This is a genomic window from Burkholderia sp. JPY481 (assembly GCF_038900515.1).
Classification (GTDB): Bacteria; Pseudomonadota; Gammaproteobacteria; order Burkholderiales; family Burkholderiaceae; genus Paraburkholderia; species Paraburkholderia youngii.
On record NZ_JAYMRT010000023.1, the window covers coordinates 15705 to 42119 of the forward strand.

The following is a 26415-nucleotide window of genomic DNA, read 5'->3' on the forward strand; positions in this document are numbered from 1 at the left end:
GGGCGCTTTTGCCGACCAACTGCTCAAGCGGCTTGCCGGATCGTCGAGCATCAGTGCGATTCACCCGGTTTCGCAAAATCGTCTCATACGGCGCATCGCACGATATTGCCATCGAGACGCTCTTCAGAGAGAAATCGTGAGTGCGGCGATCGACCACTTGCGGACCAAGCGCGTGTCTGGCCGCGCCCGCGCGACGGGCGCGCTGTCGCACCCGTCACCGGGGCCGGACGCGGAAGTCGGGCGAGTCCGGCTTCCTCGCCCAGGACTTTGGTCCCGCAGCGCGAATGACAATAGTGTATATGTTACATCTCCCCTAGTTCAGCGGCAGGCTTTGTGCACGTCATTTCTTCAAATAGAGCTAATCCGGCAGGCACGCTCGACGTGCGCAAAGGCGCCACAGTGAAGTCGGTGCGCGTGTAGACACCACACAATCCGATCGGAGCAGTTCAAAAGCGGCCGCGTTTTTGCATTGGCAACTGAACTGCAATCCTTGGCAGAAAAGCAGTCGCACTATGCAGGTTACAGGTCGGCGTGCCAAACGCATCTGTCCTGGGCATCGTCCTGCTGAGCCTGACACGCAGCGCAATCTTGTTGATAGTGCGTGGACCCCGCCTAGCGCGATGAACGTGACATGCGTACATCGAATCGCCGGTTATCATGACGCAGTGCCGGATGACCGTGGCGCGGCAACAGTCCAAAGAAGTTTGATCGCGGCAGTGCTACGACTTGGAAACGATAGTCTGGCAAGTCGCGCATTGTCCCGCGATCAGAACATCCGACTCAAGATCTGCCTGCTTCCGCGAACAAGTACCTCGAAACCTGCTCCCGGGTATCTTCTATTTCAATGACGTCGGTAATCAGTCCACTGGCCTTCAACAGTTCGGGATTTACGATTTCGTCGGTCAGCTTCTGCATTATGTCTCTTGTCGTTTCATCAAGTTCTGGCATGACTTTTGTCATCGTATCGGGAGCGAAAACACCAATGTGAGCCTGCGGATAAGCCAAGACTGCTACTGGGTTAAAGCCAGGGCCGCACATAGCATACACGCCTCCCGTGTACGCTTTTCTTGCAATGAGCAGCAACTTAGGTACTTTGCTTCGAACGTGTGCCCTGAACAAATCTGCCGCTGCAGAAAAAATCCCACTATTTTCGGCCTCTCGGCCTATCATAAATCCAGGGATGTCAGCAATAAACATGATCGGTATCCGGACTTTCTCAGCCACACCAACCATTTTGACTATTTTGGTAGCGGATTGCCTGTGAATGGCACCGCCCTTATAGCGGGGATTGTTGGCAATGATAGCGACCGCGCTTCCTTTAATGGTCGCGTAGCCTGTCAACACTTCCTTTGCGTATTCGGGGCTAATTTCGGTGAAACTGTCCTTGTCGACGAAAGAATGCAGCAACTGATGCATGTCATAGGGCGTACGATGATCCGATGGAATCAAGCTCTTGAAATCAGCTGCTTCGGGTTCTTCATATCCCAGACCACGGTTCGCTCCGCGGTTGGCGCTGACGTGAAGCAACTGCCTTACACATCCGAATAGGTCTTCTTCATCTTCGAATACCAATTGAACTGAACCTGAGTGCTTGCTGTGAACGTCTGTTCCACCTAGCGAATAGAGATCTGAATCCTGGGCCAGCATGGCCTTCACCATATCGGGGCGACCCATGCACAAGGCGCCCTTTTTGGTCATCAACACCAAGTCAGCCAGCATCAGTGGTAAGGCCAAGGGGCCTGAGGTCGGGCCGAGTATGGCGGAAATTAGCAAATTCTTCTCGGCCAACTCCGCGAGGGATGCACTGACTCTGCCCATTCCAGTTGGTGATAAAAGCAGTTTCGACATGTCCGATGAAAGAACTTTTGTGGTATCGAAACTATCTGTCCCTCCGGGACGGTCCTGAACGTAAATCAATGGGGCGCAACTGTCCCGGGCTATCGTCACGGTCTTTGTAATCTGCGTGGCGGTGCGCCACTGTCCGCTTCCTCTGAATTCACAGTCTCGTCCCCGATTCATGACCAGAAACGTTCTTACGGAATTTATAGACCCTTCGCCACAGATGAAATGACTTCTCTCGACAGGGTGATGGTCGACAAAACTACCGGCGTCAAAGAGAGTGTTTATTCTTTGCAATGAAATCTGCATTGGCTACCGCCTCCGAAACGGTGTGCGAATCGTTTGCTGCTGCCTGCGCATGAAACCTTTCGCAGTGAAGATGGCAGTCGTGTTACGACGAATTCAGAACGTCTTCTACAGACGTTGCCATAGTCAAGAGGCGGCGGTCCTGACCTCGTGGTGCGTCAAGGCTCAAACCAACGGGCAATGCACCATCCGGAGCAACAGGAAGCGTAACCGAGGGCATCGCGGCATTGCTGGCCAAGTCGGTATTACGTATCACCTCCGAGAAAAGTTCGGGCCGCCCGGCATCGCTACAGTGGGGAACGCTGCGTGGAACCGTCGGGTATGCGAGAAAATCGATACCTTGGGTGGTGAACAGGTTTTTCATTTGTTGACGCAAAAGGCCCACATTCTGAATCGCAAAAGAATAATCCGCCGCGGAGATCAGTTGCGCACTGAGGTTACTGTGGACGATATTGCGGACAGCTTCATCACGGATGTTATCGAATATCGTGTTTATCCTGTTGGCCCAACCGAAGGAAAGCAATGTGCGTGGAAAGTCCATGAAGAATTCGTAAACGGGAATGGTGAAGGTTCCAATCCTATTTAGGTCGGCAACAGCCGAGTCGTCCAGATCAACGCACTCGAACCCCGCGCGGATCAGACGCGTGATCGCACGCCAACAATGCTTTCGGACATCTTCATTGAGGTCACTCCACATGGACGCCGGAAGTCCTATGCGGTAAGGAGTACTAATCTGTTTTGCCGGCGGGCGGGTACCGGTGGAAAGCAGCTCATATATCATCAACGCGTCCTTCGCCGTGCGCGTCAAAAGCCCAGGTGAATCTTTAGTGCGAGAAACTGGAATGATTCCAGCTGAAGACCAGTGACCGCTTGTAGGCCTGAAGCCGATAATGCCACAGAAGGCGGCCGGTATCCGCACTGAGCCGCCAGTGTCAGTTCCGATCGCAATCGGAACGATCCCGGCAGCAACCGCGGCCGCGCAACCGCCACTGCTTCCGCCCGCCAGATATCCAGGAGCCTTCGGGTTGCCCACCGTTCCCCACCTCGGATTGACCGATGTGATGCCAAAACTAAGTTCATGCATATTGTTCTTACCGGCAACGACAGCGCCCAAGGATTTCAGTTTTCGGACGATAATGGCATCGCGTGTCGCTATGCATCCTTCCATCCCTGGCGTACCGGCAGTTACTGGAAACCCGTTAGCACAAATATTGTCTTTCAATGAGAAGGGGATGCCGTAGAGTGGTGCACCTTTCAGCACATCATTCGGCCTTGCGAAATGCGCATCGAGGTCGCGACTACCAATGAAACAATTGAGCTTCGACTGACTGGCATTGGCGCTAATTGCGTGCTTCCGCATGTCATCCGCAGAGATTTCACCATCGCGTATACCATCACAAAGCGATTCCAGAGAGTCTTCCGAATACATAAAGTGTCCCAAAATAGGGTGTCGTCAGAGCATGCGATATCAGTAGTGATAGGCACTGCGTATTTCGTCGAGAGGATTGCCCCGTAGAAGGTCTCCGCCCGTACTGCGTATAACGGCGCAGGCGCTATTGATAGCCGTCTGGACCGCCCCCTCGATCCAACCACCGGTGAATGAACAACCACATCCAGCCAAATATAGGCCGGTATCCGTTGCAAGGTCGTTTGCCGTCTGAAATTGAAAAAAAAGCCGCTGTGAGTACACATCTTCACCGGGATAGTTGAGTTTAAACGCACCGGAAGAATGGGGATCAGTCAACCAGTCATGGTGAAGGATGGCATGCTCGTAGTCGTCATCCACGGGAGTCAGGTGGCGCGCAAGTTCGGGGTTGAATGTAGCAAGGGCGTCGACAAAACGCTCGCAGCGCTGCTTTTTGTCGGGGACGCTTAGTAGCTTATGCGCGTCGTCCTCCCACGTGTAGCTAAGCAAAACTACACCTGGACCGTCTGGCCTATCGGGCTCGTAGTCAAGGCAATATACCCCGCGCGCAAAACTGTCAGATTGAATTGTGACTGGCAAATCGTTAGCGATCCAAAATTTACCATGTGTAAGCATGAATAGTTTTGATGACCCGGTGAGATGCGTTTCTCTAACGGCTCGTGAGACGTCTCGACTGAGAAACGTCTCGTCGTCGGTCAGGCCGTGAACCATCTGCATTGTCCTTGTGTTGCTGGTAACGATAACTCGGTCAAAGGTCATGATTTCGCCCGCGTCAGTCATCAGCCTTATCTTTCCGTCTTCTTTGTAGATACGGCCCACGCCATTGAAGCGAACCCGGTCAGCAACGGTGCATTCTCCGATCTTCTCTGCTGCGAGGCACTCAGCTAGTGTAGAAATTCCGCAAGAGACCAAGCGTTGATCGTCCATGTAGCCATTGATGACGAGCCGTAGTATTTCGGTGAATGCCGCCTGATAAACAGGAAGGAAGCCTCCAGAGCCTATGCCCAAAGAACCGAATAGTTCAAAGTCGTCAGGCCGTTCCCAGCGGATGTCTCCGGGCGGGCGAGATCCAGTGAAGATGGCCACGATGGCTGCATAAAAAGAACTGTCACGAAACACGTCGAGCCACGCTTGCCATTCCGCTCGGGCTTTCTCAAACCGGCCTGACCTCAACATTGCGGTGATTTTTGCGGGAGCAACTAGAGACGTACCGTTGATCACGCATCCTTCCTGCAAAAAGGCTCTCCAGCCTTCGTAGACGACTCTGAATAATGGGGGCGGCGGTTCTCCCGCGCGCCAGATATGGCGAGTACCGCGATAGTGCAATTCGGTATCGACCAATCCTGGATCCGGGAAAGAGGCTGTCGTCGAAATGCCGTACCTGTCAAGATAATGAAAAAGACCGGTCGCAGTCGGAGGAAATCTCATTGCACCCATTTCAGCAATGAGATGCGGGTACCGTGGATCAAAAGGTTGTGACCATACTCTACCTCCGATGCGATCGCGGGCTTCAAACACGGTGACATCGGTGACACCTGCTCGCATCAATTCCGCCGCGGCCAGAAGCCCGCTAATGCCAGCCCCCACGATTGCAACCCGCGGCGTCTGTACACTGGGTGAAAACGAGCCAATTGCTCCTTCCGATTTGCAAATGTCGAGGAAAGGAGCGTAGTCATACAATAGGTCAATAGTCGGTGATGCAATTTGTGAAGATGCGGCGCAGTTTTTCATGAATTATCTCGCTTTGGAGTACCTCTACCCGTCGAAAAGACGATCGCTGAGAGTAACGCTACGATTTAGATAAGAGAGAGGGAAGGATTGCTTATTTCGTTGCCAATAACTCCGTTGTCTGTCAGGGCAAACCGCTATTTATTTTTAGTATCCGCGTATGCCACGATAGCAAATCGTCTACCTCAGGATCAAACAAATAAAATTGATACTTGTGAGAAGATATCGTGAGGTCAGAACCGGTCGTCTATTTTTTGTCGCCGCCGAGTTGCCTAAACATCGCTTGCGAAGACGTGAAGGCAATGTCGCAACGAGGCGAGCGTCAGGATGTCGACTGGAAAAGGTTACCTCGTGCTCGATATCGGCTAACTTGAGGACGAGAACCCGTGGGCATATAACTTTCCGACTGGACTCGATTGCGGGTTGGTGGCGTGGCGTTGCCCTATAACTCCGGGGAAACGCACATCGTCTTCACGAACGAGTGAGCCATACAATTGCTGTGGGCCAGTGTACGTGGTCAGCGGATGCGGGGGGAAGGCAGTTCGCGCCCGAAGATACGCGTGCCATGGTCGATGTAGGTAGAGCGTTGTACGTCATCCGTTCGATGAGCTGCGCTGCTCGACGGCAATCAGCATCACGTCGTGCGCCACGCTGCCGGTATGGCTTCGAGTTGTCGCAGTCCAGCTAATCGCCTCCGGTTGCGGCAGGCAGCTCGAAGGTTACACACAGGGAAGAGCCATCGTCGCACCGGAACTTGAAGCCATCGGAGCACGAATGGTATTGCTGTTGTCCACGGCAACAACACGATCGTCGTGCTGCCACGTGTATCGCAGGGCCCCGAGACGGCGCAGCAGCAGATGATGCCCTCGGATAAGCCGATACACGCGCTTGTGGTTGGGCTGCGGGGCGATCTGTTCTCGCTCGGAATGCCGTAGCGCCCAGACACCTGGAGTCGGAAGAAAATGCGTTACATGGACCAGCATTTCTTCGCGACATTCTGAGTCATCGGACGGTGTGGCGCTACGACCGCTTTGCCAATCGGACAAGCGAGCCCGTTTTCACTGCTACGTCATAGCGGACCGCGCCGAGAACTTCGCAGACCGCTTCAATCGTCGCCCCCCGCACCAAGGCGGGCGCGCAAACACGTCTTTGTGCACGCCATTCCAAACCTTCCTTTAAGGTTCCGACACCGGTCGTCCTAGTCCGCTGCGGCGTGCTCTGATGACGGTGCGACGTATCGTCAGCTTTCATCGCCGCCACTCCGCCTTCCTGCAATTGCTCGGTCCGACCGGACACCTGGTTCGGGTTAACGCCTCGCCAACGGTACTCCGGTTCACTCATAAATTCAACGGTTTCACATAATGTCTAGGCTTACCGCTAGCCTAGGCTATCCCTGATCTTAGGGGAGTCTTCGTGTCCTCAGATACGTGGGGCTGATCAATGGCGAGACACAAAGACCCGCGTGAAGGCAGTCCTTGCAGTCATCGCAAGTCGCTTGCTCCAGCCACGCCGCGGCGCGAGGAGTGCACGAAAAATTGCACAGTTGATGGCGGTCACGTCATTGCTGTTGTCTTCTCGTGATGTTCTGCACCTAACAACATGTACATCGACGGGACAACGAACAGTGTGAACAGAGTGCCGATCGACAGTCCCGTGAATATTACCAGCCCGATCGCGTTGCGCCCTGCCGCGCCAGCGCCGGACGCAATCACTAACGGCAGAACACCAAGCACCATGGCGGCTGTAGTCATGACGATCGGGCGCAGGCGCGCGCCTGCCGCTTCTTCAAGAGCTTCGCGCTTGCTGCGGCCTGAACGCTGTAACTCATTCGCGAACTGCACGATGAGAATGCCATGCTTGCTGATAAGCCCCATGAGTGTGACCAGTCCGACTTGCGTGTAGATGTTGAGCGTGGAAACGCCGATGTTAATGAAGACCAGCGCACCGAACAACGCCAACGGCACTGATACCAGAATGACGATGGGATCGCGGAAGCTTTCAAACTGCGCCGCGAGTGCAAGGAACACAATGACCGCTGCCAACATCAGAGTGATTAGGAAGCCGCCCGACTCCTGCATGAATTGGCGCGAAAGTCCGGAATAGTCCATGTTGTATCCTGAGGGAGCGACGCGGGTTGTGGCGTTGCGCAGGAACTCGAGTACTTCGCCCTGCGAAACGCCGGGTGCGACTACGGCCGAGATCGTTGCCGAATTCATTTGCTGAAAATGGTTGATGGATTCGGGCACAACCGTCGACTTCAGATGCGAGACAGTCGAAGCAGGGATCATACTGCCGTCGGAAGTGCGCAGGTTGTAGTCTAATAGCTGCGATGGGTTCATTCGGTCGACCTGCTGAAGTTGTGGAATCACCTTGTAAGAACGGCCGGCGACCGAGAAATAATTTGCGTAGTTACCACCGAGCGCAGCTCCGAGCGCCTGTCCCATGTCGCTTTGCGTAAGGCCGAGCGAGGCGACCTTGTCGCGGTCAACCATCAGAACGGTCTCGGGCTTGTCGATCTTTAGGTCGCAGTCGACAAAGAGGAACATGCCGCTTTCGCGCGCCTGTTGCAAAACCGCTTGGGTTACTTCGTTAAGGTTATCGAAAGGCTCAGTCGTGTTGATCACGAACTGCACCGGGAAGCCTTGCGCACCGGGCAGGGGTGGAAGCTGGAAAGCAGCAACTCGCGCGCCGGCGATGCCATTCCACTTGTGTTGAAGCTCCTGTTGCAACTCGGAGGCACCTCTCTTTCGCCTGTCCCATGTCGTGAAGAGCACGCCGCCGAAGCCCTGATTCAATGTCGGCGCGCCTGTCAACTGAAACATCTGCGCATACTCGGGCAATTGCTTAGATATCTGGAAAACCTGGTCGGCATACATCTGCATCTGTTGAATCGTCGCATTGGGTGGTCCCTGGATCAGCGACAGTACGATGCCTTGGTCCTCCTGGGGGGCGAGTTCGGACTGTGACGTCGCAAATAAATAGATGGTCCCGCATAACAGTATTGCACCCATCACGACGAATACGGTCCATGTGTCCAGTATCGAGCGCAGGAGCCGCATGTAACCCCGATGCACTTTCTCAAACTGCTGATGGACGAAACGGTTGAAGCGTCCGGGTTGCTGCTCGTGATGAAAGAGTCGCGAGCACATCATTGGCGATAGGCTTAGCGCGACCACGCCCGACATAGTGACCGCGCTTGCCAGTGTAAATGCGAACTCCGTGAACAGTGCGCCCGTCAGTCCGCCCTGGAAGCCAATGGGGAGATAGACGGCAATCAACACAACAGTCATTGCGAGTATCGGGCCACTGAGTTCGCGCGCGGCGATGAGCGCGGCATCGAAGGGACGCTTGCCCCGGGTCGTCAGGTGTCGGTCGAAATTCTCAACCACGATGATCGCGTCATCGACCACGAGTCCGACCGCGAGCACCAGCGCGAGCAGCGTCAGTAGATTAATGGAGTAGCCGAGCAACTGCATCATGAAGAATGTGCCGATCAGAGACAGCGGCATCGCGAACAAGGGCACTATCACCGCGCGGAAGCTGCCGAAGAACAGGTAAATCACTAGCGTTACGATCAGTAGTGCCTCGACGAGCGTCTTCACCACTTCGTCGATGGCAGTCTCGATAAAGTCCGTGGCATCATAGACGATGTCGCTCGACACCCCCGTGGGGAGCTGCTTCTGCAGATCAGGGAACACAGCTTTGACGCGTTTCGCTACTTCGAGCAGGTTCGCGTCGGGCGCTACCTTGATCCCAATGAACACCGAGCGTTTTCCACTAAAAGCGACATTGGAGTCGTAGTTGTCCGCACCCAATACAACATTGGCGACATCCTCTAGGCGCACGATCGCGCCGTCCTTCTGCTTGATAACCAGCTTCCTGAAGTCTTCGACGGAATGCAGATCGGTACCAGCGTTTAGACTGACGCTGGTCATCTGGCCTTTGGTTGCTCCGAGCGTCGCCAGATAGTTGTTGTTGCCGAGTGCGGTGTAGACGTCAGAAGCCGTGACGTTGTGCGCTGCGAGCCTGGTGGAGTCAAGCCACGCGCGCAACGCGAACTGACGGCCGCCGAGAACCTCTGCGGTTTGCACGCCCTGAATTGAATCGAGCTTCGGCTTGACAACGCGCAGCAGATAGTCCGTGACGTTGTTGCTTGGCAGGACATCGCTGTAGAAGCCCATATACATCGTGTCAGTAGTCTGGCCGACCTGAATCGTCAACACTGGCTGTTGCGCTTGGGGTGGCAACTGGTTCCGCATAGACGCGATTTGGGTGTTGATCTCTGTTAGCGCGCGGTTCGGATCGTAGTTCAGGCGGAGAGTCGCGGTGATACTTGAGACACTCGTGCTACTCTTCGACGACATGTAATCGATGCCTTGCACCTGTGCGATCGCGGCTTCGAGCGGCTGAGTAACGAAGCCGGCCATCGTCTCGGCGCTAGCGCCATAGTACGAGGTGGTGATGGTAACGACGCCAGTGCCGGTCTGGGGATATTCGCTAACCTTAAGTGTCGACAGGGAACGTAAGCCCAGCACGAGGATGAACAGGCTTACCACGGACGCGAGGACCGGCCGTTTGATAAAGATGTCGGTGAAATCCATCTGAGGAACTCTTATTGTTCTTGGGGCGTCGGAGCAGGACTATCTGCCGGCAACACGCGATTGTCGATTACGAGCGGTGTGCCGTTCTTCAGCTTGAGTTGGCCGCTCGTCACCACTAGTGCGCCTTCGTCTAAGCCCTTCAGGATCGCAACCTGATCGCCGCGCGTGGGTCCTGGCGTTACGAAGATTTGTTGCGCAACGGGCATCGTTTTGCCGCGTGCGTCCTTATGCTCGCCCGGTTTGATGACGAAAACTGTTGCCCCGTAGGGATTGTAAGTGATTGCCGTTTGCGGCAGTGTCAGGTAGCGCTGCTCGTGACCAACATCGACTTTTACGCTAGCGTACATCCCCGGCAACAGTTTGCGCTCGCGGTTGTCGAGGGCCGCTTCGACCTCCACGTTGCGCGTCGTGCTGTCGAGGCGCGGGTTGATAGCGTGGATCTTGCCCACGAAGCCGCGGCTCACGAATGCACTTGTAGCTACGGCGACGCTCTGTCCCACCTGCAGTTGACCGAGTTCCTGCTGGGGCAGGTGAAAGTCGACGTAGATGGGGTCAATAGCTTGCAACGTGACGATGGCGTCTCCCGGATTGACGTACTGGCCTGGATTGACTGTCGTGATGCCCACGCGTCCCGCGAAAGGCGCGCGAATCGTTTTTTTCTCGACTAGTGCGGCCTGCTGTTCGACTTGTGCTCGTTTGCTTCTCAGGTCGGCGGCATCAGCATCCACTTGCGCCCTGGCAATCGCCTGAATGTCGTACTGTGCCGTGTCGCGGTTATAGACGGTTTGCGAGAGCTCGGCGGCAGCTCTTAGCGAGGCGAGCTGCGCGCGGTCCGAGCGGTCGTTCAGACGCACGAGCACCTGTCCAGCCTTGACTTCCTCGCCAGACTTGAATGCGATCTCGCGAACGAGTCCAGCCACTTCAGTCGTCACGTCGACACCGCGCACGGCACGCAGGCTGCCCACAGCGGCAAGCTGTGGCTGCCATATCTGATAGCTCACGACGGCGGACGTGACGGTAGCAGCCGGCACCGCATTGTGTGCCATGAATTTCCGGATCATATGCGCCTTGTACAGGTTGAAACCGATCAGCGCGCCAAGCAGAACGCCCATGCAGATCAGCATGGTGATCATCCGTTTTGCTGTTGGTTTATTTGTCGTCATCGTCGTGTCCTTGCACGGCAAACTGATATGGAACAGATCCCTTTGGACGCGCAGCATTGGAAACCATGCGGGGCGCGGCAAGCAGAAAGAGGGTTCACTGCGGGTTGATATCGGAGTCCGCCTGTCCTGTCTGGAACCTGGCCGCGTCGCTCCACCAGCCGCCACCCAGTGCTTCGAACAATGCGGCCGTGTCTGCGTAGCGTGCAGCGCGCGCCTGGGTGAGATTGACGATGGTCTGCTGGTATTGACGCTGCGCATCGAGCAGAGCTAGATAACTGACACCGCCGGCACGAAACTGGCCACGCGTCAGCTCGAGCGAGCTGCTGGCTGCACGCCACGCTTCGGTTTGCGCGGCGAGTGCGGCTGCATCGTGATCGAGTGCGCGGAGCGTATCCGCGACATCTTCGAATGCAAGCAGTATCGTTTGCCTGTATTGCCCGTTGGCCTCATCGAAGGCGGCTTCCGCCGCGCGCTTTTTAGCGCTCAGTTGGCCTCCGTTAAAGATCGGCTGCGTGAGCCCCGCGCCGATGTTCCAGATCATGTCCGCGTACTTCAGCATGCCCGCTGGCGTTAATGATTGCGGGCCGTAGTTTGCGGACAGCGTAAGCTGCGGATACATGTTCGCGGTTGCGACGCCGACCTGGGCGCTCGCCTGACGCAGCAGGGCTTCCGCAGCCAGGATGTCCGGACGTTGACGGACGAGCGACGAAGGGAGGGCGACGGGTAAGGTCTGCGGTAGGGTGAACATCGACAGCCTGAACTCGGGAACGCTGTTATCGCTAGGCGGTTTACCCGCGAGCACGGCAAGCTGATGTCGCGCCCGATCGAGAGACTGCCGCAGTGGCGGCAGGGTAGCGCGCGTTTGTGCGAGCAACGTTTCCTGCGAGAGCACAGCCACGCGACCCACCCCGCCGAACTCAAGTTGCTTACGCAATACACCGAGCTGAGTCTCCTCATCCGCGGCGATACGCTCGGTCGCGTCAATCTGCTCGCGGAGGGAAGCTTCCCTGACCGCAGCGGTGACGATGTTCGCTGACAGCGCCAGGTATGTGCCCTGTAGCTGCAAATTCTGGAAGTCGACCTGCGCGCCCAGCGCCTCGAGTTCGTGGCGTGCAGCCCCGAAGAGATCCAGGTTGTAGGAAACGTTCACTGATGCGTTGTACAGACTTAGTATTCTGTTCAGGCTGGGCTGGCCTAGCGTCGTGCCATTGAGCTTTTCGCGAGTAGCATTGAGCTTCACATCGATGGCGGGATATAGATCGATCCCTGTTTGCGCACGCAGATTTTCGCTCGCCTGGCGCAGCGCCGCGCTGGCTGCAGCGATATTCGGGCTATTTGAGAGGGCGTCGCGTATCAGCGCGTCGAGGGGCTCGCAACGGTAAAGGGTCCACCATTGTGCAGGCAGCTCGCCGCCAGCCTTGAACTGCTGCGCAAGACCCGTCGCACCGGGCGACGAAACCGTGTGTTCGGGTAGGGCCTTCGGTGTATAGCTGTCGGTCGCGGGCGGCGCGGGAGTGCGATATTCGGGGCCGACTGTGCAGCCGGAAAGTGAATAGACTAGTGAAAGCAAGACAGTGATCGATGCGGCACGGCCGAGAGGCCGATTTGCTGCCGGAAGCAACGCTGAGTCGCGCAACCGAGACCGCGATCGTCCGCGATAGCAATTGAGATTGCCGTAATCAATCATCTGTCTACCTTGGTCCGCGTGAGCGCAGTGCAATCAGATGGGTGGTTGAAGAAACTCACCTCCCTGGCACCGGGTTCGCTGGAAGGAGGGTATGCAACATGCGAGTGTCGACGTTTCGCCCGCTCCGACAATTGGCGTCGATCGAGCCGCTCGTCCGCCATGGACATCGGTTTATCGAGTCCAGTTTTGCGGCGTGCCCACACTCGTCTCGCTCCAACTAGCGGCTATTGAGCCACTTCACCACAAGGTCCGCGCCTTCATCGATGGACTTCGAACATGTGTCGATGAATACGTCCGGGACCGTCGGCTGTTCATACGGCGAGTCGATGCCGGTGAAATGCTGTATGACGCCAGTTCTCGCAAGCCGATACAGTCCCTTGGGATCGCGAGCTTCGGCTGCGGCCAAACTAGCGTGAACGTGGATTTCGGCGAAACGGTGCCTACCCGCGGTAGATCTGGCGAGTTCCCGATCGCGACGGAACGGCGAAATGAGGCACACCAGCACAACGAGCCCCGCGTCAGCCATCAATTTTGCAATTTCGGCCACGCGCCGCACGTTCTCGTGGCGATCCGCATCCGCAAAGCCGAGATCCTTGCATAGACCGAGCCTGATAGAGTCTCCATCGAGAATGTAGGTGAGTTGGCCGGACGCATGCAGTAGTGCCTCGACCTTGTCGGCAATCGCCGACTTTCCAGCTGCCGACAGCCCCGTGAACCACAGGATGGCGGGCGTTTGCCCGAGCAATCGTCCTCTCGACTCCGGCTGAATCCGGAAGCCGTGCACATGAAGATCTGAAACGGAGGTCTTCTTCATATTTGTCTACGATAGGGGTGAAACCGCTGTTGGAAGCAAAGGCGTCCGCTCTGCATCGCAGGGTCGGAGCAGTGTGGTGGGGCATCGGTATGGCAATATAAAAAATCTTGACATTGAGGGATGCTGCCGCTGTCTGTGCAGTTCGTCCGTGAAAGAAAGTCCCTGACGCACTCATTCAAGTCACGCCCCGAGCGGTGCGCCTACGGCCCGCTCAAACTGGCCGCCAGAACCTGGTTCGTCGATTGACGATGGCAGGCCAGTGCTACATGCCTTGCTCAATAAAAGACCGTCGCACCATACATGTTCGACACCTCCCCACTCGCAGGCTGAAGCAGCGTCCGGAAAGAAGCCACGTCCATGATAGTTGGCACTGGTGTTACATAGCAAAGGAACGCCAGTGAGTCTTTCGTATTCAATCAGGAGTTGCGCCACGGGATGCGCGGAAGTTCTTGCAATGGTTTGCAACCGAGCCGATCCGTCGAGATGCACTACGGCGGGGATCCTCTCCCGCCATTCCTCGCGGGTCTGATGATCGAACAGCATGTAGGGGTCTGGAGTACCGGGACAAAAGACGGCAACCGCCCGATCTTCAAGACATATTGGTGCTACCGGACGAAAATGCTCCCGATGCTTCACCGCGTTGAGGAAGTCCTTCATCGCAGGGGACGTCGCAGCAGCGAGAATGCTTCGGGCACCCAACGCTCGGGGTCCCAACTCTGCCCTGCCGGCTAGGAAGACGACGGGTTTATTTTCAGCGAGTACGCCGGCGAGTTGTGCAATGGAGCAAGGGGACGTTGTCCATCCGGGCGGCACGTCACCAGTTTTCACTGCTGGCCCGCTATAGATCGACCATTCCAACGGCAGGAAGCCTTTGTTCGCTGCCATCGAGCAGCAAGCGGCGCCAATCGCAGACCCACTATCGTTCGGAAAAGGCGGAATCCAGATTGCGTCAAAAAGACGACTCTCACGTAGTGCGCTGTTCCATTTGATGTTGAGACCGCATCCGCCAGAGATGCACAAGTTCCGCGGCTCGAAAATCGGATGGCGTGAGAGCGCTGCCTCCATTCCTTGAACCAGAAGACGCTCGAGGAATACGTGAAAGGATGCAAGTATGTCTTCTTCAGGCTTGGCCTCCAATTGTGGAACGCATTCTTGGAAAAAGTCGCGTGTAGCTGCGAGAGATTTTTCTGGTATGCGGACATTCTCGCGGTATTCTTGCGCAAGTTCGGTGTCGCCGGCAAAGCGTTGCTCATAAAGATCCCGAAAGACTGCAATGATGCCTTCGTCGACCGACCCGAGCGCGATGTATGCCATAAGCTTGCCTGCCACGCCCAGGTCCCAGTCAGCGCCGCTCGCCTTCTTGTAGGGCCCGAAATGATGTCCAGCCGCCGCGTACATTTGGCCGATAACTGGGAACAGGCAATTGACGAGGCGTGCTTCGTCCGGTCGCACATAGTACAGTCTTGGGACCATGCCGCCATCCCAGACTAGGCAGTATGCAGGCTCCCCGCTTATCGCGAACGGACTGGTGCAGTACGCGGACGCGACATGGCCCGAAACATGAGGGTAGCTCTGATACGAATACGATTGTTCGCCGATTAACAGGCCGGTGCGTTCGAGCGGATGGAGGAGATCGTCGGCTCTGCGTTCGATATAGGGAGCACCTTTCAAGATCACAGGCGTACGGCCGCTGAGAGTGCGAAATTCCGACTCTATCTCGCCGTCCCAGCCATCAATTACAAACTGATCGATGTCATCGACAAGCAGACCGTGTTCGCTCAGCACTGTTGCAACTACGTCGAGATTCCCGATTTCCTGATATCGCGGGTTATTGTCCCGCTTCTCCTGTTCGATGCAAAAAAGGAGCTTTCCATCCTCCACAACAGCGATGGCTCCATCGTGTGTCAGTTTGATGCCGCAGATGCGCATAGTATCTCCCGCTCTAACGGAGGCAATTCGGTTGATTTGGAAAATCCATCGGGCTCCGGAAGCGCGCGAGCATGCAATCCTCATTGGACGACCGCCCGATGCACTGCACGCGCTCGACCTCGGTCAGCTCTTCCCGTAGCATTTCGAGCACCGTTTCCGCCCCGGCGATGTGGCCCCACCGCCGGCAATTGGCGTCAACAGCCGATCCGAATACCAACTGCCCGTTGGGCGCAAGCATGCGCGCCAAGCTCTGCACAGTGGCCCGTACCTCGGCGATGCTTCCGAGGTAATAAAGAACCTCCGCGACAACGATCAGATCGAACTTTTCCGGAGCCGAAAAGCGCTGGATGTCTGATACGATCCAAGTGATATTGGCCGGTTCCATTAGCCGTGCGCGTGTTCGCGCGATCGCTTCTGGAACTACATCGATGACGGTGAGCCGTCGACAGTGAGGCGCCAGCTTCTCCGTGAACGCCCCGCCCGCACATCCGACTTCAAGTGCATCTGTGACGATGCCCTCGGCAAGTGACAATCGAAGCATTTGCCTGTGGCGCTCGAATTCGAACGGGTTACTGTCCAGCCGCCACGGATCGTTGGAGTTCAATTCCCGAAGCAGCAAGTCGATGTTCGCTACATGTGTCAAGTTCACATACCTCGATAGCGGTTTACTATAAGGACAATTGCATGGGGGCGTCGGCTCCACCGCCTTCTGTGGTGAAGCGCCAGCCTTCATAGCTCCGGACCATTGCGCTCGATTGCACTCCCCTCCGGCCACTGGCTCATCGAGCTACCAATCGGCATGATTACCGCAAGGACGTCTTCAGTGCGTGTCGGGGGCAAATCTAGACGAACGTCGGCCAGAGTTGACCGCACCCGCACGCCCGAGACGACCGTTCCCAATCCATGCCGACACAACCTCGCGATATGGTTCTTCAACTCATGGCGCACCGTGCCGAATGCGAAAGGAACCCGAAGGCCCTGCAGTGCCGGATACATCGCGCGGATCGAATGGCTGATGCCGAGTCCTTCGAGATCCGGACGAACTCCGTAAAGTCCCAGTTCGGCTACAAGAACATCGACCGTGCCAACCTTGATGAACCGGCGCAGCGAGCCCATGTGAGCCGCCACCCCTTGCGAATCGTAGGCAATCGCACGGAGTTCGGGCCGCGCACCAGCCCAACTCCGGCTGCCCTCGAAAGGTTTCGCGTTAAAAGATCCAGTTGGTCCATACGTTGCCCGAAAGAACTCGGACAATTCTATGTGGTCCGAGAGCCCTAGCTCATTTTCCCAACACAGTCTCCATTGCACAGTTGAGGCCATTTGAAGTCACCTTATAACAATATGTTCATACGCCATTCGCTGAACACAGAACCGGAACAGTGGGCCATACACATCGGGGTTCATCTGCTGTTCGGAACGCAAGAATTAGTTTAGCTAGGCTGCGGACCGCTAAACCCGAGTTTGCGAGTCGATAAAGCCAATGCTCTTCAAAAGCTAGACAATTGAAAGCTATCGGGGAAATCTTGATGTTTGGCGGGCCGATCAGCCCCCTTGAGCTTCGAAAAAGCTATCGTATCGACTGCCCTCGAAGTGACGCCTCAACTCTTCGAAGTTAAGTACCGTCTGCCGCAGCGATCGAACTTCCTGACGTCTAAGAGATGTGTTTTCAGAGCAAGGGAGATTCGAGATGCCGAGAAAGGCTGAGACCGCCTTCAGACTTGAGGCCGGATCGTCCCGAAGAGTTTCATAGTCGATAGTGAGCACGCTCGACGGTGAAAACGAGCTCAGAATTAAGTGGTGGAAATCGTCCGCGGCTTTAAAGTAAGCCTCACAGTCTTCGATTTTCAACATGACTTGCGGAGGCGGACGTGAGTCGTCGTTGTCCGGACCGTATTTTAGCCACTGACCGCTTTGTCTTGCTTGCACCAAAGAACGAAACGATTCCAACGTGTTTCGTCGAATCACGAGCAGTACCTTTAAACGTGGCCACGCGGCCAGCGTCTCGAAAAAACCGGGACGTTCGTTAAACTGAGGCTGGTTGATCTTGCAACCGACGTGTGTCAAATGGGGATTCCCGGTCATGGTCGGATGGTGCAGATAGGCTAGCTCGAGCAGTTCGCGATCGCTACGCAAAAGCCGGGCGCGATCGGGCCAGATTGGGTCATACGGATTGAGCAACTCACCATTGCTTGACACGTTCGGATGCGCATTCAGCAATTCTTCCAAGTAGTGAGTGCCGGTCCTCGGCATCCCCACGATCGCAAATGGCTCAGTTGTCTGCATGGGGTATGTCATGGCGTTCATCTAACGGGTTGAAAGAGGGTGTGAGTGCTGCGCAGATGGTCCGTTGCGAAGCTCGTGGGCTCGGATTGATTGCCAAAATCGTCACGACATTAGGCGGCGGCGAAGTAGAACCGCCGATAAAAAGAACGGCAGTACTGCGTAGACGCAAAGCGCAGCCACGTGAAGGCTGATACTAGCGACAGGCCGTGCCAGCATCGCTGGGCGGATCAGCTCAACGGAATGTGTCAGCGGAAGGAATCTCGCAATTTGCCGAAGAGCACCGGGGAGATGACCGATCGGGAAGACGACGCCGCTCAGGAACAACATGGGCGTCAGAACAAGGGTTTGGTAAAAAATGAAATAGTCGTAACTGGGCGCGATGGCGACGAGCACCATAGCCAGACTCGCGAAGGCGAGTCCAGTAAGAACGACGACGGGCATGACATAGATGATACTCGGCAGCGCCGCATAGCCTAGGACCGCAGCAACCACCATCACCGCAGCGCCGGCAAGAAGGGCTTTTGTGGCCGCCCATGAAAGTTCACCTAGAACGACGTCGCCAATCGTGAGTTGAGTGCATAACACCGCTTCCCACATGCGCTGAGTATGCATTCGCGAGAAGGCCGCATAAATCGTCTCAAAGGTGGCAGAAGTCATTGCACTCGTCGCAACCATTCCAGCGGCCAAGAAGGCGATGTATGACGTGCCGTCGACGCGGCCTATCATTATTCCCACACCTAGGCCAAGACCAAACAGGTACATCATCGGATCCGCAAGGTTCCCGAGGAGCGACACAAGCGCAGATTTCCTCCACGCAAGGTAGTTGCGGTGCCATACCGTGTGCCAGTTCAGCGCGTTGCCGGGCAGAGTTATCATGAATACATCACGCATCACTAATCCTTCATTTCGCGGCCGGTTAGCCGCAAAAACACGTCTTCCAGGTTGGCGGGGCGTTGGAGAATGCGCAGACCCGCATGCCCCCGCAACTGCAAACGCACCTGCTCAGGATCAGCGGCATAGCAAAACAATGCTTCGCCGCTCACTTCGGTTCGCTGTGTGTAGGGCTCGAGTAACGGCCGCAGTTCATGTGAATTGCCGCCATATATCTCAATCACTTGGCTCCCAATCTGCTCTTCGATCAGCGCACTAGGAGTACCTTCGGCAATGCTGCGCCCTTCGTCAATCACACAGAGACGGTTGCACAGTCGCTCCGCTTCTTCCATGAAATGAGTGGTGAGAAGAATTGTTTTGCCGCGCGCGAGTAGCAAGCGCAGGCGTTCCCAGATGAGGTGGCGCGCATGCGGATCAAGGCCCGTCGCGGGCTCGTCCATTACAAGTAGTTGGGGGTCGTTGATGAGCGCGCGAGCGAGCGTCAGACGCCGTTTCATGCCGCCTGATAATTCGATAACGCGCGCATCAGCCTTGCTTTCCAGTCGCGCGAATTCGAGCAAAGAGGGAATCACAACCGAGATCTCACCTGCGCTCATGCCAAAGTAGCTCCCGAATATCTCTAGGTTCTCACGCACTGTGAACCCGGGTTCAAGATTATCGAATTGCGGAACGACGCCAATTCGTGCACGTGCCCGTCGCGCGCGTCCAGGCACAGGCTCTCCGAGGACTGTGATCGTACCCGCGTCAGGTAGCGCCATCCCGAGGACCATCCGCGCGGTCGTGCTCTTGCCTGCGCCGTTAGGCCCCAAAAGGCCGAAACACTCGCCCGGCTCTACGTGGAAGGACAGTCCATTGACAGCGAGCTTCCCGCCGTAGGACTTGTTGACACCTGTAAACGTGATTGCTGCAGTTGGCATTGACATGGAAATCCAAATGGTTGTTCTCTTCAGGAAGATCTCGTGACGAACACGATCATCCGTTTCGGAAAACGTCATCAGATTCCGTTAATGCCTGCTCATCCCAGTGTCGACGGTGCTTGTCACGCTGAGCCCCGCCATTTGTGGATATAGTGGTGTCCGTTTCAGTGTCGTGCCCCGGCGGGTCGACGTGTGCGCTACAACCGCCGGCGGCCACGCCGCGGGACAGCCAGTTGCTGTTGCTGAGTGTACACAAGGCGTACGCCTTAACAGGTAGTAGGAACAGTAGGTTGACCAGCGTGTGCGCGGAGAACCCAAGAAATCGAAGCTCACGAGAGCGCATAGCTGCCACGGAGCAGCGGAGCATACTCATTGACGCGATCACGAAGCACGCCTTCCATGGGGCCGTCTCTGTCAATGCGATCTGTAAAAAGCCGGAGAGCATTGCGATCGCGAGCAATAGGGAGCCTGCATTCTGCGCAATGACGTCCAGCGTAAGATACCGATCTAGGCGGGGTAAAAGGCGTAGCGCCAACAGCGTGTCGCGATATGTGCTTCGCGCCCAGCGCAATTGTTGGCGAAGATACGGCCCGAGTCTGTCTGGAACGACGGTCGAAGCGATCGCATTTGGAACGTACTCTGTTCGGTAGCCCGCGGCCAGCATGAGAATTGTTAGATGACGATCCTCCCCAAAATCGCTTCGCTTTCCCCGGAACATCTGTGTTTCGTACTGGTCGAGCAGCAAGAGAAGCGCGGAGCGGCGATATATCGCGCACGGCCCACAGCAGCACATCACGGCGCCGAACCGGGCCTGAGCTGCGCGCTCCTCGTTACACGCGAGCCAGTATTCCATATCAATCAGACGGGTCAACCACGTATCGTTGCGATTGCTGGCGGTCAATTGACCCATGGCGGCGCCGACCTCTGCATCGCTCATTGTCAGTATGAGTTGGCTTATAACGTCCGGCGCCAAGGTCGTGTCGGAATCGACGTTGAGTATGAGTTCTGCGGATGAAGCCCGTATTGCGGCGATCTGGGCCTTGCGTTTTCCCACGTTTTGGGGAAGAAGAACAAAATTGAATCTTGGATCGTGCTCGTAGTCGCGATAAACGGGTTCCAACGCATCGCGGTTGGCGGATCCGTCATCGACCACGTGGATTTTTAAAGCCCCTGAGTATTCCTGCGTTGCGATAGAGGCGAGACACGCGCGCAGAGTATCGGGGTTTTCGTTGAAGCACGGAACGATGACGTCGACGTCGGGAAGAAAATTCGTGGCAGATTGGTTGCTATGCTCAGCTGGGGCGGGTAGGGTATGTAGAACCTGCGCTGTCTTATAAACGGCAGAAAGAAGTGCGTACAATAAAACGGAGGTCGTATTGATGGCGGCAGGAATGTTCATCGAGGTCAGTTTGCTAAGTGGTGTCAAAAAACGATCTGATTACAGGCCTGCTAGGATCCGTCAATACGCCTGCTTGGCGTGATCACATCGACGACAGACCCTGCGTGAAACTGCGATACCGTAGACAGGAAGAGTTGACTGGGTGCTGTCGCGTACCGCCTTTTTGTTGATGCAATCGTATTAATCTGTCGCTTTCGACCGACTAATAACCTCCTTCAATGCGTTCCATGCTATCGAGGTGGGCAACAACACCTCCATCGGCGGACACGGAAAGTTATATCAGTGGATCCTTTTTCACGGGTCAGTTTTTCCTGACATCTTCGTTTGATTGTCCGCCAGAATCGTGCACGATCTCTCGATGTGACTATGGGGAACCGTTTGCAATGAGTGGCTAGCCAATAGTCCAAGCAGGCTAGTGGTTACAGATGTGTACTCATTCGGCCAGTGTTTTGGATCGACGATCAGGAAGTCGACTAATCACGAACTTGCGCGCCTTCAATGCAGGAATTAGACGCGAGAGAGCCTCGGTCGTTTGTCTGCGGGATGTCGTGTGAACATCGGAGTTTGACTCTCCGGGGGGGCTTCCATCATGCAACAGCACAATCGAGCCTGGCCGGACTGATGCCATCACCGCATCAACAATCACATTGACACCCGGTTGAGACCAATCCCGCGGGTCTACTGACCAGTGAAGCGCGATCAATCCAGCCTTCCCCGTTTCCCCGATTGCGTCTTTCGTCCAGATTCCGTATGGCGCCCGGATATACGTCACTTTTGCCGCAGGACACGTCTCCTTGATAAGCGCATCCGCCTCCCATATTTCACGGCGAACTAGGTCCGGCTCACATTTCGAAAGGTCTGGATGTGTCATGGTGTGGTTAGCGAGTTCATGACCTTCTGCGGCGATCCGTTTGATCAGTTCTGGATACTCCGCTGCGTATGCGCCGATGACACAGAAAGTTGCCGCCGCTTGCTCATATGCCAATATGTCAAGTATTTTCGGCGTCCATACTGGATGAGGTCCGTCATCAAATGTAAGGTAAACCTTAGGGCGAAGATCGGCACAATCACTGTCGCTGCGCACTTCTGTCAAATAGTCTGGGTGGTTCATAGCCTTTCCATCGCGTCGGACGCATGCCTTGTATCGTTCGATCTGCCGATAGGTTCGATCGCCAACTGCGGATCACTATGCGGGATTTTGCGGATCAATCAGTACTACGATAGACGGGCTTCGACGTTCCCTATTCCATTTGAATGGTCGCAACTTTGCGTTATCGCAAATAATTTGTACAATCGATTGTTTCGATATGTCTCATCCATAAGGCGGATACCGGAACATGCGATTCAAAGGCCTTGATCTGAATCTTCTCGTCGCGCTGGATGCGCTGATGACGCAGCGCAACTTGACGGCTGCGGCGCAAAGCGTCAATTTGAGCCAGCCTGCCATGAGCGCCGCCGTTGCTCGACTACGCGATTATTTCGGCGACGACCTGTTTGTAATGAGAGGTCGTGAGTTCGTCCCCACTGCGCGAGCGACGGAGCTCGCTGGACCTGTTCGGGAAGCCCTATCGCACATCCAGCTTTCGATCATCTCGCGGGACGTGTTTCGACCGGACAAGTCGAATCGCCGCTTCAGGGTGTGCCTGTCCGACTTTATGACGCTGGTCTATTTTCAGAATGTCATTGAGCGGGTAGCGCGCGAGGCTCCTTCGGTTGGTTTCGAATTGCTTTTCCCTGATGACGACCCGGGTGAGCTGCTTCGGCGTGGGGACGCCGATTTTTTGATCCTGCCGGAGCTGTTGTTGGCTGATGCTCATCCTAAAGCACCGCTCTTTGAGGAGAAGCTCGTGTGTGTAGGCTGTCCGACGAACAAACAGTTGTCCCGCCGCCTGCCGCTCGAGAAGTACATGTCGATGGGACACGTAACAGTGAGGTTTGGACGTGCACGGAGACCTTCGATCGAGGAGTTCTTCTTACTCGATCTAGGTCTCAAGAGGCGCGAAGAGGTTATCGTGCCTACCTTCGACTTGATCCCGCGAGTCCTGCTTCATACTAACCGTATCGCTACGATTCCTCTGAGGTTAGCAAAGTATTTCGCGGAAGTCGCCCCGCTGCGGATCGTCGACGTCCCGTTGCCACTTTCCTGTTTCACTGAAGCGATCCAATGGCCTTCCCTGCATAACGGGGATCCTGCGAGCATCTGGATGCGAGAGCTCCTGCTGGAGGAGGCGCGAAACTACGTCTAGCAAGGCAGAAGCGGCGGGGAATGCCTTCCGGGATGAACCATTGGAGCCGCTGGCTCCGCAGTGAAGGGGGGCGCGGCAATCTCGGCGAGCGTGTATTGGAAATTGTCTAATGTCGTGTGAATTCCTGTGGCTATTTCGTGCTCCGATGCAGCGCGGTAGCGGAAGCGCGCGAGGAGGGTGGCGTAGCCGCCGGTGCCGTCGAAGAAATGACGTGGCTTGGGGAAAACCGCCTCGTAAAGCGCGGGGATCTCTCGTAGCAATTTTGCATCGACGAATACTTTGCCCACTGGCTCCGGCAACATGAGGAATCCACCGCGGGCGGACGATGCCGACGCGTCTAGCGCTGCTTGCACCTGAGTGGCTAACCGCGCCTTGTCACCTGACTGCTGCGCGGCCCAGAGGGCGAACAGGTCAACACCGTACAGATCGTGAAAGAGGAATGGGATTTCTCCTTCGCCGACGCGGGCACCAACCTTAAGGAAATACAATCCATCGCAGCCCCGGACTATCTCAAGATGGAATGGCCCATTTCTGAAATCCAGGGCGCGCAGACACTTTACGGAGAATGCGGTTAGCGCCTCATTTAGAGGACTTGGGTCGAGCATCACCGAGCCGAGTGGTTTACCTTGAGCGAACTGGACATAAGTGCTGATGTAGCGAGACGCGCGCGCGATAACCAATGTGCTATTCAGAAGGAAGCCGTCAACGTGATAAACCGGACCGTCGATGTACTCCTCGCAATCGTACTCGGCAAGCGGTAGTGTCGGCCACAGTGCATCGAACTCAGGACGGGTCTCGATGCGCCGTGACCCTATGTTCGCCGTACCTGATCGCGGTTTCACGATTATCGGAAAACGCATCACAGTGGTAGTCGCCGCCTTGGCAACGACCAGATCTTCCAGGGCTGCAAACCGCGGTACACGCAGGCCAGCTGCGGCGATAGTATTCGTCGTAACGGCCTTATTTCGAAAGCGCACGACTGTCTCGGGAAGGTCGCCGGGGATATTGAACGAATTGCGCAGTCGCGCGGCCGCTAAAAGGTCGAATTCGGATAAGGCGACTAGCCTGTCGATGCCGCCGAGCGCTGAACTACAGGCGCGCACCGCCGCATGCAGCGCTTCTTCATCGAGGATGTCAGATAGCTGTTCGACGTGTGCAATGCGAGAGGTGTCAAGCGCGGCGACACTGTTGGGCGTGCAGACGTATGCGATCTTGTTCGCCGCATGATCAATGTAGCGCTGATAGGCAGCGAAACCGTCGGACCACCGGTTAAGCACGACTATGCGGTTACCCTTAGCAGGATGATTGGCTTTCATGTGGAAGCAACTTGTTCAGATATTTTTTCGGCTTGATCAAATTTGAGCGCACAGAGCGTTTTGGCGATGTCCGGGCCCGGCGTCGGGGCGATCTGCGGCGGTGAACCGGACATGTCTGGTAGGGGTTTAAGAGAGCAGTCAGTCTCGCGATAGTGGAGGACGGGTGGGCGTGGGAGCTTCGTCTCCTTTGAGACCGGATTGTGGCGCACACTCGCCACTTCGGCGCCGCCGGCGAAGTCCGCTGATAAGGATTTGACGAACCGTACGATTGTCAGGCACGTCGCATCGCCACGTTCGCATTGCCGGAGCTGCGTGGGTTTGGATTGCAAATATGGCCGCGTATCATCAGTTTCGACAACAAGATCGACTTGTTTAGTTTAACCAGTGGGTATATGTGTCCATTACGCTGCTGCCCGGCAATCTCCGCGAGCGCTGAACTGTCCACGGTGACTCGCCTGTGCATGGGAAGACACCGAGCGCAGCGCCCACCACCGCGAAGGACGCAACAGACGCTCGCAGTCGAAGGGTCGCGGCACGCGCAAATGCAAGGGCGGCGATACCTTGACGAGCTGTGGCGGCGAAAACTGCGGTACCGGATGACGCTGGCGCAACCAAGATGACGGCGGTCATGTGGCTGCTTCCCGCGAGGTTATGCTTTCCGTCCGGGGCACGGTCGTCACACGCAACTCATCGAAATATTCGTGGATCAGGCCGACGAAGTTGCGGAGATACATTTCCGCGCTCTCAATGCTGCCCCAGCCGCCTATTGCCCGCTGAAGGGCAATCCAAATGATGTCATAGTGCTTGTGCGATTCCGCGTACTGAATGTGGTCGAGCGAACCTTTAACGTGATCGTGGCCGAACGCCCGCGCGGCGGCTTCTGTAATGCTCTTGCTGTAGCGATTGGTGTACCATTCGAGCAGCCAGTTCCAGACCATCGTCGGCAGCGGACCGTTGCGACCAATGCTCAGATAGAGGTAGCCGATCAGTTTGTCGGTGCTGTGGAGTGGGGCAACCCGGTCGACGTCATTGGCAGATAAGCCGAATTTCTTAAGGTCGTGGAGGAATTTCCCCTCATGCCCGTATCCTTCTGCCAAGTATTGCGCGAGGATCTGTGCGAGCGTGTTGTCCTTGGAGCCGATTTTGTAGAGTGCGAACGCGTCGACCTCGTTATTGAGTCGGATTCGCAATACAGTTTCTACGAGGTGGCGGCGATAGTACTCACTGTCGATCCAGTCGCCACGGTGGAACGCTGCGGTTTCGGGCGAAGTTGCGAACATCTGTTCCACAGCTTGTTGAGCGACTTGCTCAAAATAAGTGCGATCGTTGGCTGTACTCATGTGACCTCCGGTTAGAAATTGAAAAAGGGCAAAGAAACGAGCGAACCGGGCTGCTATAAACGCGTCGAGGAGATCAGCCGGGCACCTTGACGCGTTCCTGCGGGAAACTTCGATGCGTACATCAGGCTCGCGGGAGTTCCTAGAGCTTCTAGACTCGAACCGCGACTGCGGCGGTCGTGCGATGAGAGGGCAGCACTGTCAAACATTCTTGGGCATTTTTTTCGGCTAGCATAGCGAGAGAGGGTTCGTGCAACCTGCTGAACGCAATGCTTCAACCTATTGTTTGCTAAGCAGTTAAGTGGTCGTATCCGGGCTCAGATAGCCCGGCGTGCCTAGAACTCCTCATCGAGGAGCGCCATGACGTGGGCACGAGATGACTGGAGGCCACAACGTCAAGCTGTGCTTTTCTGCAGTATTGCTCCTTCACTGGAAGGAGCATTGGCCAGTTCGGTGGCGGCTGTTCGATCAGGTACACGGCGAAGCTCGAGGGGCCGGCTGCGCCAGCGACTCGGGTATTCCCCGCAATGCGT

General features: G+C 56.0%; 18 protein-coding genes. 1 reads left to right on the forward strand and 17 read right to left on the reverse strand.

Annotated features, from left to right (window positions below; genetic code table 11):
• Positions 1–780: 780 nt before the first annotated feature.
• From VSR82_RS33620 to nodB, 15 genes are all read right to left on the reverse strand, one after another.
• A complete protein-coding gene (locus tag VSR82_RS33620) occupies positions 781–2148 on the reverse strand; it encodes a carboxyl transferase domain-containing protein (RefSeq protein ID WP_429464053.1) in 1368 nt (455 codons plus the stop codon).
• Positions 2149–2230: 82 nt separating this feature from the next.
• Positions 2231–3574 (reverse strand): amidase family protein, encoded by a 1344-nt coding sequence (locus VSR82_RS33625; RefSeq protein ID WP_498858460.1) that lies wholly within the window; start codon positions 3572–3574, stop codon positions 2231–2233.
• A 39-nt stretch (positions 3575–3613) separates the two neighbouring features.
• A complete protein-coding gene (locus VSR82_RS33630) occupies positions 3614–5302 on the reverse strand; it encodes an NAD(P)/FAD-dependent oxidoreductase (protein WP_498858461.1) in 1689 nt (562 codons plus the stop codon).
• A 1550-nt stretch (positions 5303–6852) separates the two neighbouring features.
• Positions 6853–9900 (reverse strand): efflux RND transporter permease subunit, encoded by a 3048-nt coding sequence (locus VSR82_RS33635; protein ID WP_498858462.1) that lies wholly within the window; start codon positions 9898–9900, stop codon positions 6853–6855.
• Between the two features lie 11 nt (positions 9901–9911).
• Complete coding sequence (locus tag VSR82_RS33640) at positions 9912–11063, reverse strand: efflux RND transporter periplasmic adaptor subunit (protein ID WP_498858463.1); 1152 nt, start codon at positions 11061–11063, stop codon at positions 9912–9914.
• Between the two features lie 94 nt (positions 11064–11157).
• Complete coding sequence (locus VSR82_RS33645; RefSeq protein WP_498858464.1) at positions 11158–12633, reverse strand: efflux transporter outer membrane subunit; 1476 nt, start codon at positions 12631–12633, stop codon at positions 11158–11160.
• A gap of 334 nt (positions 12634–12967) precedes the next feature.
• Positions 12968–13564, reverse strand: coding sequence for an adenylyl-sulfate kinase (gene cysC, locus VSR82_RS33650; RefSeq protein WP_498858465.1), 597 nt, complete (start codon positions 13562–13564; stop codon positions 12968–12970).
• 180 nt (positions 13565–13744) lie between these two features.
• Complete coding sequence (gene nodU / locus VSR82_RS33655) at positions 13745–15493, reverse strand: nodulation protein NodU (protein WP_152854004.1); 1749 nt, start codon at positions 15491–15493, stop codon at positions 13745–13747.
• Positions 15494–15506: 13 nt separating this feature from the next.
• Positions 15507–16112 carry a nodulation methyltransferase NodS gene (gene nodS, locus VSR82_RS33660; RefSeq protein ID WP_311733526.1) on the reverse strand — a complete coding sequence of 202 codons (606 nt, stop codon included), beginning with the start codon at positions 16110–16112 and terminating at the stop codon, positions 15507–15509.
• A 110-nt stretch (positions 16113–16222) separates the two neighbouring features.
• Positions 16223–16813 carry a NodA family N-acyltransferase gene (locus VSR82_RS33665; RefSeq protein WP_026228599.1) on the reverse strand — a complete coding sequence of 197 codons (591 nt, stop codon included), beginning with the start codon at positions 16811–16813 and terminating at the stop codon, positions 16223–16225.
• Positions 16814–17035: 222 nt separating this feature from the next.
• Positions 17036–17776: a sulfotransferase gene (locus tag VSR82_RS33670; protein ID WP_498858466.1), complete on the reverse strand. Its 741-nt coding sequence runs from the start codon at positions 17774–17776 to the stop codon at positions 17036–17038.
• Between the two features lie 102 nt (positions 17777–17878).
• Positions 17879–18667 carry an ABC transporter permease gene (locus VSR82_RS33675; RefSeq protein ID WP_368587017.1) on the reverse strand — a complete coding sequence of 263 codons (789 nt, stop codon included), beginning with the start codon at positions 18665–18667 and terminating at the stop codon, positions 17879–17881.
• Positions 18668–18669: 2 nt separating this feature from the next.
• The gene (gene nodI, locus VSR82_RS33680; protein ID WP_375792177.1) at positions 18670–19584 is read right to left on the reverse strand and encodes a nodulation factor ABC transporter ATP-binding protein NodI; all 915 of its coding nucleotides are present in this window, start codon (positions 19582–19584) and stop codon (positions 18670–18672) included.
• Positions 19585–19639: 55 nt separating this feature from the next.
• The gene (gene nodC / locus VSR82_RS33685) at positions 19640–20983 is read right to left on the reverse strand and encodes a chitooligosaccharide synthase NodC (protein WP_498858467.1); all 1344 of its coding nucleotides are present in this window, start codon (positions 20981–20983) and stop codon (positions 19640–19642) included.
• Between the two features lie 433 nt (positions 20984–21416).
• Complete coding sequence (nodB, locus tag VSR82_RS33690; RefSeq protein WP_410851683.1) at positions 21417–22094, reverse strand: chitooligosaccharide deacetylase NodB; 678 nt, start codon at positions 22092–22094, stop codon at positions 21417–21419.
• A 226-nt stretch (positions 22095–22320) separates the two neighbouring features.
• Here nodB and VSR82_RS33695 point away from each other — a divergent pair, with 226 nt between their 5' ends.
• Positions 22321–23229, forward strand: a complete 909-nt coding sequence (locus VSR82_RS33695) for a LysR family transcriptional regulator (RefSeq protein WP_429464036.1) — start codon at positions 22321–22323, stop codon at positions 23227–23229.
• Here the strand turns inward: VSR82_RS33695 and VSR82_RS33700 are convergent.
• Positions 23226–24545 (reverse strand): ATP-grasp domain-containing protein, encoded by a 1320-nt coding sequence (locus tag VSR82_RS33700; protein ID WP_429464035.1) that lies wholly within the window; start codon positions 24543–24545, stop codon positions 23226–23228. The genes VSR82_RS33695 and VSR82_RS33700 overlap by 4 nt on opposite strands.
• Before the next feature lie 626 nt (positions 24546–25171).
• Positions 25172–25885 (reverse strand): hypothetical protein, encoded by a 714-nt coding sequence (locus tag VSR82_RS33705; protein ID WP_368587013.1) that lies wholly within the window; start codon positions 25883–25885, stop codon positions 25172–25174.
• Between the last annotated feature and the right edge of the window lie 530 nt (positions 25886–26415).

What these genes read in the sequence shown, in the direction of transcription:
- VSR82_RS33670 (WP_498858466.1), bottom strand. Translation starts at nt 17,776, where the DNA reads ATGCAGACAACTGAGCCATTTGCGATCGTGGGGATGCCGAGGACCGGC.
- VSR82_RS33620 (WP_429464053.1), bottom strand. Translation starts at nt 2,148, where the DNA reads ATGCAGATTTCATTGCAAAGAATAAACACTCTCTTTGACGCCGGTAGT.
- VSR82_RS33625 (WP_498858460.1), bottom strand. Translation starts at nt 3,574, where the DNA reads ATGTATTCGGAAGACTCTCTGGAATCGCTTTGTGATGGTATACGCGAT.
- VSR82_RS33635 (WP_498858462.1), bottom strand. Translation starts at nt 9,900, where the DNA reads ATGGATTTCACCGACATCTTTATCAAACGGCCGGTCCTCGCGTCCGTG.
- VSR82_RS33700 (WP_429464035.1), bottom strand. Translation starts at nt 24,545, where the DNA reads ATGAAAGCCAATCATCCTGCTAAGGGTAACCGCATAGTCGTGCTTAAC.
- nodC (WP_498858467.1), bottom strand. Translation starts at nt 20,983, where the DNA reads ATGAACATTCCTGCCGCCATCAATACGACCTCCGTTTTATTGTACGCA.
- nodB (WP_410851683.1), bottom strand. Translation starts at nt 22,094, where the DNA reads ATGAACCACCCAGACTATTTGACAGAAGTGCGCAGCGACAGTGATTGT.
- VSR82_RS33630 (WP_498858461.1), bottom strand. Translation starts at nt 5,302, where the DNA reads ATGAAAAACTGCGCCGCATCTTCACAAATTGCATCACCGACTATTGAC.
- VSR82_RS33640 (WP_498858463.1), bottom strand. Translation starts at nt 11,063, where the DNA reads ATGACGACAAATAAACCAACAGCAAAACGGATGATCACCATGCTGATC.
- VSR82_RS33665 (WP_026228599.1), bottom strand. Translation starts at nt 16,813, where the DNA reads ATGGCCTCAACTGTGCAATGGAGACTGTGTTGGGAAAATGAGCTAGGG.
- nodU (WP_152854004.1), bottom strand. Translation starts at nt 15,493, where the DNA reads ATGCGCATCTGCGGCATCAAACTGACACACGATGGAGCCATCGCTGTT.
- VSR82_RS33695 (WP_429464036.1), top strand. Translation starts at nt 22,321, where the DNA reads ATGCGATTCAAAGGCCTTGATCTGAATCTTCTCGTCGCGCTGGATGCG.
- VSR82_RS33675 (WP_368587017.1), bottom strand. Translation starts at nt 18,667, where the DNA reads ATGCGTGATGTATTCATGATAACTCTGCCCGGCAACGCGCTGAACTGG.
- nodI (WP_375792177.1), bottom strand. Translation starts at nt 19,584, where the DNA reads ATGCCAACTGCAGCAATCACGTTTACAGGTGTCAACAAGTCCTACGGC.
- VSR82_RS33705 (WP_368587013.1), bottom strand. Translation starts at nt 25,885, where the DNA reads ATGAGTACAGCCAACGATCGCACTTATTTTGAGCAAGTCGCTCAACAA.
- cysC (WP_498858465.1), bottom strand. Translation starts at nt 13,564, where the DNA reads ATGAAGAAGACCTCCGTTTCAGATCTTCATGTGCACGGCTTCCGGATT.